The organism is Mesorhizobium sp. LSJC269B00 (assembly GCF_000502815.1).
Lineage (GTDB): Bacteria > Pseudomonadota > Alphaproteobacteria > Rhizobiales > Rhizobiaceae > Mesorhizobium.
Genome location: NZ_AYVN01000001.1, coordinates 85,859 through 97,899, shown reverse-complemented (window position 1 = coordinate 97,899; position 12,041 = coordinate 85,859). Strand labels below are relative to the sequence as shown.

11 protein-coding genes are annotated in these 12,041 nt (G+C 63.7%); 4 read left to right on the top strand and 7 right to left on the bottom strand.

Features of this window, described 5'->3' with window-relative positions:
- Nucleotides 1-9: 9 nt before the first annotated feature.
- The gene (locus X771_RS164095) at nucleotides 10-720 is read left to right on the top strand and encodes a DUF4272 domain-containing protein (protein ID WP_245262498.1); all 711 of its coding nucleotides are present in this window, start codon (nucleotides 10-12) and stop codon (nucleotides 718-720) included.
- Nucleotides 721-978: 258 nt separating this feature from the next.
- Here the strand turns inward: X771_RS164095 and X771_RS164100 are convergent, their stop codons facing one another.
- Nucleotides 979-1,926, bottom strand: coding sequence for a cation diffusion facilitator family transporter (locus X771_RS164100; protein ID WP_023683651.1), 948 nt, complete (start codon nucleotides 1,924-1,926; stop codon nucleotides 979-981).
- 5 nt (nucleotides 1,927-1,931) lie between these two features.
- Nucleotides 1,932-4,121, bottom strand: a complete 2,190-nt coding sequence (locus X771_RS164105) for an anthranilate synthase (protein ID WP_023686176.1) — start codon at nucleotides 4,119-4,121, stop codon at nucleotides 1,932-1,934.
- A 321-nt stretch (nucleotides 4,122-4,442) separates the two neighbouring features.
- Here X771_RS164105 and X771_RS164110 point away from each other — a divergent pair, with 321 nt between their 5' ends.
- A complete protein-coding gene (locus tag X771_RS164110; protein ID WP_023686174.1) occupies nucleotides 4,443-5,213 on the top strand; it encodes an isocitrate lyase/phosphoenolpyruvate mutase family protein in 771 nt (256 codons plus the stop codon).
- A 1-nt stretch (nucleotide 5,214) separates the two neighbouring features.
- On the opposite strand, the gene X771_RS164115 is transcribed toward X771_RS164110, so the two are convergent.
- The 4 genes from X771_RS164115 to X771_RS164130 form a co-directional block, all read right to left on the bottom strand.
- Nucleotides 5,215-6,270, bottom strand: a complete 1,056-nt coding sequence (locus X771_RS164115; protein WP_023686173.1) for a succinylglutamate desuccinylase/aspartoacylase family protein — start codon at nucleotides 6,268-6,270, stop codon at nucleotides 5,215-5,217.
- 91 nt (nucleotides 6,271-6,361) lie between these two features.
- Nucleotides 6,362-7,540 carry an MFS transporter gene (locus X771_RS164120; protein WP_023686172.1) on the bottom strand — a complete coding sequence of 393 codons (1,179 nt, stop codon included), beginning with the start codon at nucleotides 7,538-7,540 and terminating at the stop codon, nucleotides 6,362-6,364.
- 115 nt (nucleotides 7,541-7,655) lie between these two features.
- On the bottom strand, nucleotides 7,656-9,047 hold the full coding sequence (locus X771_RS164125; RefSeq protein ID WP_023686171.1) for an FAD-containing oxidoreductase: 1,392 nt from the start codon (nucleotides 9,045-9,047) through the stop codon (nucleotides 7,656-7,658).
- On the bottom strand, nucleotides 9,044-9,505 hold the full coding sequence (locus X771_RS164130) for a membrane protein (RefSeq protein ID WP_023686170.1): 462 nt from the start codon (nucleotides 9,503-9,505) through the stop codon (nucleotides 9,044-9,046). The genes X771_RS164125 and X771_RS164130 overlap by 4 nt, the downstream gene beginning before the upstream one ends.
- A 154-nt stretch (nucleotides 9,506-9,659) precedes the next feature.
- On the opposite strand from X771_RS164130, the gene X771_RS164135 reads away from it, so the two are divergent.
- Nucleotides 9,660-10,217 (top strand): sugar O-acetyltransferase, encoded by a 558-nt coding sequence (locus X771_RS164135; protein WP_023686169.1) that lies wholly within the window; start codon nucleotides 9,660-9,662, stop codon nucleotides 10,215-10,217.
- 15 nt (nucleotides 10,218-10,232) lie between these two features.
- Here the strand turns inward: X771_RS164135 and X771_RS164140 are convergent, their stop codons facing one another.
- On the bottom strand, nucleotides 10,233-11,228 hold the full coding sequence (locus tag X771_RS164140) for a helix-turn-helix domain-containing protein (protein WP_023686168.1): 996 nt from the start codon (nucleotides 11,226-11,228) through the stop codon (nucleotides 10,233-10,235).
- A gap of 122 nt (nucleotides 11,229-11,350) precedes the next feature.
- Between X771_RS164140 and X771_RS164145 the strand changes: the two genes are divergently transcribed.
- Nucleotides 11,351-11,989, top strand: a complete 639-nt coding sequence (locus tag X771_RS164145) for an isochorismatase family protein (RefSeq protein WP_023686167.1) — start codon at nucleotides 11,351-11,353, stop codon at nucleotides 11,987-11,989.
- Nucleotides 11,990-12,041: the final 52 nt, after the last annotated feature.

The following is a 12,041-nucleotide window of genomic DNA, read 5'->3' as shown; positions in this document are numbered from 1 at the left end:
CATTTGACAATGAATATGATGCGTCGCAGCTTTCTTGGTTTTCTGACTTCCTTGGCCTTCATCGGTTCCGCCAACGCTGAAGGCGAGGCTGAGGCTCGCAAGGCTGCCTCAATAGCACAGTTGAAGAAGGAGGGCGTGCCGTTCATCGACCATTTGCCGGCGATCGAAACCGCAGCCGAAAGTCGGCGACGAACGAAGGACGAGGTGGTTAAACGCGCCATCGCACTGGTAATCGTGGCCGTCACAGCGGAGACCAATGATCGAAATCTTTTAAGCAACTTGATCAGCCAGTTTGGAGCCGAAGGGTTTTTTACGCCCAAAGAGCAAGCGTTTGTCGGTAACCCCGTTGCAACCGAGCAAGATCGCGCAAATTTTAGCTGGCGCTATGAAGGGGCTTTCGTAATGTTGTGGGCGTTGCAAGTCTTCAAAAACCTTGGGCGTCCAGACAAGCCTTGCGATGTGTCGCGTATGGTTTCGGTGTTGCGTGACCTCGACACGGAAGGGCTGCTCAAGCGGGCCAATTTGCGCCCGCAAAGCGAGCTTCTCGATGCTGCCGATCTGATCTATCGGTACAATTGGGCTGTGATGGATGCGCGGGTGAATGGGAAAGCCGCGCCGGCAGGATTGGAACGAGACGTGGTTGTCGAACGTCATTACGCGCTCAATTGGCTGATTGGGTATATGGGGCAGGAATGGGATGACATCTCGACCGACACATGATGAGCCGATCGCAAGCGGGTGCTACCTTGGATCGGACTTCGCTTGCCGAGTTTGGATTGACGAACTTAGACGGTTCGCCTGACTACGCTTTTGCCGAGGCCGAGCTGGCGCGCCCTTGAGCAGCAGGCGCTGCCCGATTTGGAGGCAATCAACGCCTGGATGTAGCCATTGGCGGGCTACCCCACATGGCGGTAATGGCGCGATCGATCCGGCGAGGTCGGCAGATCCTCGCCCGAAGATGATGCCCCGAGTTTTTCCTCAAGCGAAAGGCACCGCCGTCGTGCCTTTCGGCAGCTTCGCCTCGTCGTCCGGTTCGACATGGATGGTGACGCGCACCGAGGGGATTTCGGCCTTCAGCGCGTCCTCGATGCGGTCGCAAATGACGTGGCTGGCGCCGACCGTCATGTCGGCGTCGACGACCAGGTGGAACTCGATGAAGGTGGCGCGGCCGGCGATTCGGGTCTTGAGGTCATGAACCTCCAGCGCGCCCTTGCAATTGGCCGAGATGATGTCGCGAATGTGCATGTGTTCGGTCGTGTCCACTGCGCGGTCCATCAGCCCGTTCATCGACGAGCCGATGACGTGCCAGCCCTGCCACAGGATGTTGAGCGCGACGATGACGGCAAGCGCCGGATCAAGGATCTGCCAACCGGTCAGGATAGCGCCGACGAGGCCGCCGAAGACGCCGACCGAGGTCACGACATCGGTCATGATGTGCCGGCCGTCGGCGACCAGCGCCGGTGATTTTGCGCTGCGCCCGGCGCGGATCAGCGTCCAGGCCCAGAAGGCGTTGATGACGGTGGCGACGCCGTTGATCGCCAAGCCCTCCCAGGGTTGTTCGAGCGGGGTCGGCGTCTGCCAGGAGCGCCAGACCTCGTTGAGGATCAAAAGCGCGGCGAGCACGATCAGCACGCCTTCCAGCACCGCCGAAAAATACTCGGCCTTGTGGTGGCCGAACGGATGGTCCTGGTCGGCCGGCTTGTAGCTGACCAGGACCGCCCAATAGGCGGCGGCCGATGCTATGACGTTGACGATCGACTCCAGCGCATCCGAATAGAGCGCAACGGAGCCGGTGACGTACCATGCGGCAAGCTTGAGCGCGAGCACCACGCAGGCGATGACAATCGACCAGAAGGCAAGGCTGGCGATCCTTTGCCTGGCCGCTGCCTTCGCTGCGATCGCCGCCATGTTGTCCGTCGCCGCCATCGTTTCTAAGCGGCCTTTTCCTTGGCCTTGCGCGGCAGATGCGCAACGATGTTTTCGATGATGCGCATGCCGGCATTGTGGCCGAGCGTCATGATCGATTCCGGATGGAACTGGACGGCGGCGATCGGCTCCTTGCGGTGTTCGAAGGCCATGATGATGCCATCCTCGGTCTCGGCGGTGACGATGAAATCGTCGGGCAGCCGCACCGGATCGGCAAAGATCGAGTGGTAGCGGCCGACGGTCACTTCCTTGGGCAGGCCGGAGAAGATGATTCCGGGCTTGGAGACGCGGATGCGCGACGGCTTGCCGTGCATCGGCACGTGCAACTGCCTGAGTTCGCCGCCATAGGCCTCGGCCAGCGCCTGCAGGCCAAGGCAGACACCGAAGATCGGCAGGTCGCGGGCGCGGGCGTTCTTGATGGTCGCGGCGCAGTCGAAATCCTTCGGCGTGCCCGGTCCGGGCGACAGCACGACGAGATCGGGCTTCAGCCGTTCGAAGACTTCTTCCGGCACCGGCGAACGCACGGTCGAGACATTGGCACCGGTCTGGCGGAAATAGTTGGCCAGTGTGTGGACAAAGGAGTCTTCGTGGTCGACGAGCAGGATGTTGACGCCGTCGCCGACGCGCGCGGTGGTGCGTTCGGCGCCTGCGGCATTGCCCAATTTGGCGTCGCGAATGGCGGAGAGCATGGCGGATGCCTTCAGTTCGGTTTCGGCTTCTTCTTCCTCGGGGATGCTGTCGAAGAGCAATGTGGCGCCGGCTCGCACCTCGGCAATGCCGTCCTTGATGCGGATGGTGCGGAGCGTCAGGCCGGTGTTCATGTCGCCGTTGAAATTGACCATGCCGATGGCGCCGCCATACCAGGCACGCGGGCTCTTTTCGTTCTGCTCGATGAAGCGCATCGCCCACAGTTTCGGCGCACCGGTGACGGTGACCGCCCAGGCATGCGACAGGAAGGCGTCGAAGGCATCCATGCCTTCGCGCAGGCGCCCTTCGATGTGATCGACGGTGTGGATCAGGCGTGAATACATCTCGATCTGGCGGCGGCCGATGACGCGCACCGAGCCCGGATCGCAGACCCTGGACTTGTCGTTGCGGTCGACGTCCGAGCACATGGTCAGCTCGGATTCATCCTTCTTGGAATTGAGCAGCTTCAGGATCTGCTCGCTGTCGGAAATGGCGTCGTCGCCGCGCTTGATGGTGCCGGAGATCGGGCAGGTCTCTACGCGGCGGCCGTTGACGCGCACGAACATTTCGGGCGAGGCGCCGATCAGATACTCGTTTTCGCCGAGATTGATGAAGAAGGAATAGGGCGACGGGTTGATCGACTTCAGCTTGCGCGAGATTTCGGAAGGCTGCGTCTCGCAGCGTTCGTAGAACATCTGCCCGGGCACGACCTCGAACAGGTCGCCGCGCTTGAAACTGTCCATCGCCTTGCGCACCAGATTGGCATATTCGCCCGGCTCATGGTCGCCGCGCGGCGGGATGCGGTCGGCGGTCTTGAACGGTTCGGCAATTTCGTCCCGCGGCAGCCCCTCGGTTGAAAAACCGTCGCCGGAATAGTCGTAGCGGTCGGTCCAGGCCTTGGTCGAATAATGGTCGACGACCAGGATCTCGTCAGGCAGGAACAGCACGAGATCGCGCTGGCTCTGTTTGCGCTCGAGCTTGTAGTCGACTGGATCGAACTGGAAGGCGAGGTCGTAACCGAAGGCGCCGTAAAGGCCGAGATTGGCGTCTTCATCGGTCTTGAACAAAGCGGTGATGGCGCGCAGCACAGTAAACACAGAGGGGACGCGGCTGCGCTCTTCCTCGGTGAAGACGCGGCCGGGCTTGGCGACATCGAGGCGAATCAGCTTTTTCGAGGTTTCAGCAATCGTCACCTCGGTAATGCCGGCCAGCGTCTTGCCGATCACCGGCAGCAGCACTTCGCCACGGCCGTTCAGCGCCTCGATGCGCATGGCGCGGCCACGCGCGGAAATCACCAGCGGCGGATCGATGATGGCCGTATCCCAGCGTGTGTAGCGGCCCGGATATTCGTAATTCGAGGAAAACACCGCACCACGGCGCGAGTTCAAGCCATCGACATAAGCGTCGATCGCACCGGCGTAAGGCTTGTCGTGGCGTTCGCGGGTGATGGTGACACCACCTGCGGTCACGAAGCTTTCCGCGCCGTTTTCCAGAGCCTTCATCGTCATTGCCGTCTCCATATGGCTTGTTGGGGCAACGGACCCGGGAATGGCTTTGAAAAAACAAATGGCCGCCCGGACATTCCGTTGCGGCCACCCTCTATTTTCACGCGCACGCGTTCGAACAGGCCGCTGTCAGCGAGCCCACCACCAAATGGTCTTGATCGAGCGCATGTTCATGGGCGAAATCCATAGCGGCGAAAAGCCGGATGCGCAACAGGTTTGAAAGGCCTGTTTGTGGCCGCCGCTTCTGCAGCCCATGGCACATCGCCAAGGCTTGGGGTCCTGCCTAGACTGTTCGTCCAACATCGGAAAGACGGGAAGACAGCAATGACCGAGCAGATCGAGCGCGCACGCACGTTCCATGCCCTTCATGTCAAGGGCAACCCGATCGTTCTCTACAATGCCTGGGATCCGGGCTCGGCCAAGATCGTCGAGAGGGCGGGCGCCAAGGCGATCGCCACCGGAAGCTGGCCGGTCGCGGCTGCTTTTGGTTATGCCGATGGCGAGAAAATTCCGCTGGAGCTAGCGCTGGACAACATCAGGCGCATCGTGGCGGCAGTCGACCTGCCGGTGACCATGGACCTCGAAGGCGGCTACGGCGTCGAGCCGGAGACTGTCGCCCAGACGGTGACACGTGCCCTGCAGGCCGGCGCCATCGGTTTCAATTTCGAGGACCAGATCGTCGGCGGCGCTGGTCTGCACGACATCGCGGTACAGGTGAAGCGGATCGAGGCGGCAGCGGCGGCGGTGAAGGCTTCCGGCATTCCCGCCTACATCAACGCCCGTACCGACATTTTCCTCAAGGCCAAGCCGGATGCGCATGACAGCGTGCTGCTCGACCAGGCCATCGAGCGGGCGCACGCTTATGAAAAGGCAGGAGCTAGCGGCTTCTTTGCGCCGGGGCTCGGCGACGAGGGTCTGATCGAGGCGCTGTGCAAGGCCACCGTGCTGCCGGTCAACATCATCGCGCTGGCGCATGTGCCGCCGCGCCAGCGCCTGGCCGAGCTTGGTGTCGCCCGTGTCAGCCACGGCCCGGTGCCGTACCGGCAGATGGCCGAATGGCTCGAGGCCAAAGCGCGGCTGGCGATTTCGGGTTAGCTCAGTCCTCCAGCGTGCCTGACCTCGCGTCGGCGCTCTTCTTGTCGCCGACCAGCTTCAAGAGATCCTCGCCGGCGCGGATGATGCGGCGCGAGCGGCGGGTCAGGATGACGCCGTCCTGCGGTGCCAGCACCTCGGTGCGGCCGCCGGCCTCGCCCGGTGTGTGGACGATGGTGGCGAGGCGCGCGCCCTTCGCGACGCGGTCACCGGGCCTGACGTCGTAGAGGATGGCGCCGGCCCTGGGCGCCGGCATCATGTCGATGTTTTCGAGCGGCGCGACGAGGCCCTTGAACGGGCTGGGCGGGGGAAGGGCGGTGTCGGCGATGACGCCGCGCGCCACCAGCAGCCGGTAGAGGCCTGCGGCATCGGAATTTGCCAGCGTGCCGTCGACATCCAGCATGCCACGGTATTCTACCGTGGTGGCAACGCGGCGGTCGAGCTTCGCCACGTTGGCGGGGACGTTCTGGTAGGGCATGATCGTGGCACCCTCGAAGGTGCCGTCCGTGTCCTCGCTCCACAACACCACGGCGTCGATACCCATGGCGGCGGCGCAATCGGCCATTGCCGGCCACAGACTGGCGTGGACGTAGAGATAGGCAAGGCCCTCGTCGTCGCAATGCAGGTCGAGCACGATGTCGTGGCCGAGCGACAGCTGCACCAGACGGGTCTTCAATCGCTGGTCGGGGGTGCCAAGCGTGGTGTCGGGCAAAAGCTTGGCGTCCGGTGCTGCGAGCAACGGAAAGCCGCGGTTGAAATTGTTGCGGGTGCCGAGATGAAAGCGGCCCTGGTGCTCGCCGAAATGATATTGCGCGCGGCCGATCGGATTGGCCCAGGGCACGACCGTGATGCTGCCCTTGATGCGGCCTTCCGCTTCGGCCTTGTTCAGCGCCGGCATCAAGGCGTCGATGGCGACGACACCAGGCAATTCACCGGCGTGGAGTGCTGCCTGCAGATAGGCCGAAGGTGCTGCCTTGTCGGCGCCGGCGAAGCGGAACACCGGGAATTCGTAGGAAACGCCTTCGGTGTCGCCGGCGATGCGTTCGATCGATTTCTGCATGGGATGCCTCCAGGATAAGAGGCAGAACACATGCACTTTTGCCGAAGGGCTGTCGATTGGTCCAGTTCGCGCCGCCATGGGCGCAATGGAATTATTCGGCGGCGGCCGGAACCGTCGTTATCGGCGCCGATCCTTCGAGCGCCTGCGAGACAACGGCTACGCTGACCGCCAGCAGGGCCAGCACCGCGCCGACCAGCGGCAAATGAGCATAGGAAACGCCGGCCGACAGAGCCACGCCGCCGATCCAGGCGCCGCTGGCATTGCCGATATTGAATGCGCCGTGGTTGAGCGTGGCGGCGAGGTTCGGCCCTTCCGAAGCCGCTTCGACGACGCGGATCTGCAGCGGCGGCACGACGACGAAGATCAGCAGTCCCCACAAGAAGACGACGCCGATGGCGACGCTGGCGATAGCGCCGAACTGCATGAAGCCGACAAACAGAACTGCCATCAAAAGCAGCGTGCCGATGACCGTCGGCATCAATTTCCAGTCGGCCAGCCGGCCGCCGATGATGTTGCCTATGGTCATGCCGGCGCCGAACAGCAGCAGGACCCAGGTGACCGCGGAGGTCGACAGGCCGGAGACATCGGTAAGGTAGGGCTTGATGTAGGTGAAGACGGCAAACAGGCTGGCCGAGGCCAGCGAGGCGATCAGCATGGCGAGCCAGACCTGCAGCTTGCCCAGCACGCGCAGTTCGCTGCGCAGGCCGCCGCCGCTCGGTTCGACGACATTGGATGGCACCAGCCAGGCGATGGCGGCAACAGAGATCAGGCCGATGCCGACGACGGCGAAGAAGGTGGAGCGCCAGCCGAAGGCTTCGCCAAGCGCGGTGCCGGCAGGAACGCCGAGAATGTTGGAGAGCGTCAATCCCGCGAACATCATCGCCATGGCGCTGGCGCGCTTGTTGCGCGGCACCAGGCTGGCGGCAACGACGGAACCAATGCCGAAAAAGGCGCCATGACCGAACGCGGTGAAGACGCGCGCGGCCATCAGAAGCCAGTAATTGGGCGCAATGGCGCAGAGCAGATTGCCGACGACGAACATCGCCGTCAGCGCGACCAGCACCGGCTTGCGCGGCAGATGCGCGGTGGCCATGGCGACGATGGGTGCGCCGAAGACGACGCCCAGCGCATAGCCGGTGACCAGCAGGCCGGCCGAGGGGATCGACACGCCGAGATCGGCCGCAACCTCCGGCAACAGGCCCATGATGACGAATTCGGTGGTGCCGATGCAAAAGGACGCAATGGCAAGCGCAAGGATCGGCAAAGGCATGGAAAATCCAGACTGAATCGGTTCAATTCAGACTGAACGAGAAGCCTTGCCGCGCGCAATGCACATTGCTGCAACGCACCAATGCAGAAAGCGCTGAGCTTGACGCGGAGCTATGTCAGGCGAGCGGCTTCAGCTCCTGGGCGATGGTTGGCAACAGCTCCGAGACGTTGGGGTGGATATGCACGGCGCGCGCCAGCGTATCGACCGGCGCCTTGGCGTACATCAGGTCGAGCACGCAGTGCACCGCCTCGTCGCCGCCGGGGCCGAGCACGGAGCAGCCGAGGATTTGCCTGGTGTCGGCATCGACCAGGATCTTCATGAAACCTTGCGTCTCGCCCTTTTCGATGGCGCGGCCGACGCGGGTCATTGGCCGCTGGCCGACCAGCGCCTTGCGCCCGGATTTCTTCACCGCCGCCTCGGTCATGCCGCAGCGGCCGAGCGGCGGATCGATGTAGAGCGCATAGGCCTCGATGCGGTCGCTGACCTTGCGCGGATCGTCGTCGAGCAGATTGGCGGCAACGATCTCATAATCGTTGTAGGAGGTGTGGGTGAAGGCGCCCTTGCCGTTGCAGTCGCCCATTGCCCAAATGCCGGGCACGCTGGTGCGCAGCTGGTCGTCTACGGTGACGAAGCCGCGCAGATCGACCGCGACGCCGGCCTTATCGAGGCCGAGATCGTCGGTGTTGGGGGTGCGGCCGAGTGCCAGAAGCACATGCGAGCCGACCGCCGGCGGCTTGCCGGATGAGAAGGTCACGGCGATCTCCTTGCCCTGTCTGGCAAAGCGGATGTCGTCGGCGCCGACATGGACTTCTATGGCTTCGTTTTCGAGGATCGATAGGACGGCCGCCGACACGTCCTCGTCCTCGCGGCCGGTCAGGCGCGAACTCTTCTCGATGACGGTGATTTCAGAGCCGAAGCGGCGAAACATCTGCGCGAATTCAAGAGAGATGTAGCTGCCGCCGACGACGATAAGATGGCGCGGCAAAACATCGAGATCCATCATCGAGGAGTTGGTGAGGTAGTCGACGTCGTTGACGCCCGGCAGGTCGGGCACCGAGGCGCGGCCGCCGGTGTTGAGGAAGATCTTTTCGGCGGTCAGAAGGTCGCCGCCGACACGCACGGTGTTGGCGGATTCGAAGCGGGCGTGGCCGCGATAAAGCGTGCAGCCCTTCATGCCGGCGATCCACGTCTCCAGATTGCTGCGGGAGTCGTTTGTGACCTTGTCCTTGCGCGCCTTGATCCTCTTGTAGTCCACGCCGACAGGGCCTGAGAACGTCACGCCGTAGTCCGCGGCACGCCGCGCCAGATGCGCGGCATAGGCGCTGGCGACCATGGTCTTGGTCGGCATGCAGCCGGTGTTGACGCAGGTGCCGCCGACCAGCTTGCGCTCGATCAGCGCCACGCTCATGCCGGCTGACGTCAGCCGGCCGGCGAGAGGAGGGCCGGCCTGTCCGGCGCCGATGATGATGGCGTCGTATGTCTTGGCGTCTGAGGCTTGGGCAGTCATACCACCGCCGCCACGATCAGCAGGCCGCCGATGATCGCCACCGCGTCCTCGATGAGGGCGGCAGGCAAATCCTTGCCGAAGGCGGCGGCCAACCGGCCGCGCGCTTCGCCGCCGCCATAGGTGCCGATGACAGCACCGATGGCGCCGGCAATCAGGCCGCCAATGGTGGAACCGGCAGTGGCGCCGATCACCGCGCCGCTGAAGGCGCCAAGCAGGATGCGGGCGCCGAATTGCTGCGGAACCTTGCGGCTCGGCGTCGAGGGCAGCTGGTCGGTGACCAGTTCGACGATGGCGAGGATGGTGAAGATACCGACGGCGGCCCAATGGCCCATGAAACTTGCCCAGGTGCCGGCCACCGGCAGCCAGCCGAGATAGGCGCCCCAGGCGATCGCGCCCGGCGCGGTCATGGCGCGAAGACCGGCAATGACGCCGATCAGAAGTGCAAGCAAATAGAGCATGTCGATCCCCTCGAAAGCAGGCCCGGGACTGGCCCACGAGGGCAAGCTAGCATAGGTCCTACGTTTGACGAGAGTAGGCGATGGTGCTTCTTCCATCAGCGAGCATTGTACTTTGGTAACCAGTCGAACATGACGAAGGGACGGAGTCGCTGTGATGGCCGGAAGCGAACGCACAAGGATGATTGCAGGCGAATGGTACACCTGCATCGACGACGAACTGGAGGCGCTGCGGGCGATCGCGCGCGATGCGGTGTTCGAGCATAATACGCTACGGCCCCAGCAACGCGGCAATATCGGCCCGGCGCTATTGGCGCTGCTCGGCAGCGCGGGCGCAGGCTCCCGCATCGAGGCGCCGTTCCACTGCGCCTACGGTTTCAACATCCATCTCGGCGACGGCGCCTTCCTCAATGCCGGCTGCACCATCCTCGATACCGCGCCGGTGCGTATCGGCAGGCGGACGCTTCTCGGCCCCAATGTGCAGATCTACTGCGCCGAGCACCACAAGGAGGCCGCTGGCCGTCAGTCGGGACTGGAGATTGCCAGGCCGGTCACCATCGGCGATGACGCCTGGATCGGCGGCAGCGCCATCATCCTCGGCGGCATCAGCATCGGCGATGGCGCCATAGTCGGCGCCGGCGCGGTGGTGACGCGCGACGTCCCTGACAACACCACGGTGGTCGGCAATCCGGCGCGGGCGGTCAAGCGGGGCTGAACTCGTCGTGGGCGGTCAGTATGAAGCCGTGCGTGCCATGCGCTCGTCCGGACCGGCTCGTCGCGAGAATTCACGCCGGTATTGGGCCGGTGACGTCTTGAGCCGTGCGGCGAAATGCTGGCGCAGCGAGGTGGCGCTGCCGAAGCCGGCTTCGAAGGCCACCATGTCCATCGATTTTTCCGTCGCCTCCAGCAGCCGTTGCGCCAGTTCGATGCGTTGGCCGGCCAACCATTCGCCAAAGCTGGTGCCGATCGATTTCTGGAAACGGCGGGTGAAAGTGCGCCGGGTCAGGCCCGCGGCCTCCGCGACGCGGTCGAGGTTGTGCGTTTGTCCGAGCGTTGCCCGCACCGTGTCGAGCGCCAGGGTGAAGCGGTCGGTGGCCGGGGTTTTCGCCAGCGGGCGCTCGATGAACTGCGCTTGCCCACCCTGCCGGTGCGGCGACAGCACGATGTGCCTGGCCAGCCGCAGCGCTACCTCTGCGCCATAGCGGGCGCGCACAATGTGCAGGCAGCAATCGAGCCCGGCGGCGACGCCGGCCGAGGTGACGATGTCGCCGTCGTCGACATAGAGCACGTCGGCGTCGACTTCGATGTCCGGGTATAATGTTTGCAGCCGGTCGGTGGAGGCCCAATGTGTCGTCGCACGCCGGCCCGCAAGCAGCCCGGCGGCGGCAATGGCGAAGGTGCCGAGACAGAGGCCGACGATCACCGCACCGCGCCGGTGCGCGTGGGTGAGCGCTGCCAGGAGCGGCGGCCGAAGTGGGGCCTCGAGATCCTTCCAGCTCGGAACGATGACGATGTCGGCATCGTCGAATGCGGAAAGGCCATACGGCACCGCGATGGTCAGCCCGACATCGGTGTGGATCGCTCCATCGTCGAGCGCGCAGACGCGAAAGTCGAAACGCGGCAGGCCAAGCTTGGTGCGGTCGGTGCCGAACACCACGCACGGCACGGAGAGGTGGAACGGGCTGATGCCGTCAAAGGCGAGAACGGCAATGATCGGGTCGGCCATGCGTGTTTCCAGCAAGCGAAAAGCGGATTGTCCCAATTCTTTCGACTGATGTCAATCGGGCCACTTTTGGCAGTCGGGCGATTCGCCTATTCCTGTCCCATTCAAGCTCGAAGGAGAACACCATGTCCGCCAATATCACGCCGCGCCGCGCACTCATCGTTATCGATGTCCAGAATGATTATGATGGCGGCAACCTCGCCATCCAGTGTCCGCCGTTCCGCGACAGCGTCGTCAATGTCGCGCGCGCTATGGATGCCGCCGCTGCGGCCGGCGTGAAGGTGGTGGTCGTCAAGCAGATGGCGCCCGAGACCTCGCCAGTCTTCGCCAAGGGCAGCCATGGCGGCGAACTGCATCCCGAGATCGCCCGGCGAAGCCGCGACCACTATGTCGAGAAGTCACTGCCTAGCGCCTTTGCCGGCACCGACCTCGAGGCGTGGCTGCGCGCCAATACCATCGATACGATAACGGTGATCGGCTACATGACGCATAATTGCGACCTGTCGAGCATCATCCACGCCGCGCATGTCGGCTTTGCGGTCGAGTTCCTGTCCGACGCCACCGGTTCGCTGCCTTACGCCAACAGCGCCGGCTACGCCTCGGCCGAGGAGATCCACCGCGTGGTGTCCATCATCCTGCAGTCGCGCTTTGCGGCCGTGCTCAAGACCGCCGAATGGATCGATTGCCTGAAGACCGGTGCTTTGCCCGAACGCGACACGCCCTATGCGTCCAACCAGCGCGCGCTGGCGCGCAACGCTGCATAGGCAAATCTGTCCCCGAAAAGCAAAAGGGCGGCCAGTGGCCGCCCTTCTTGGA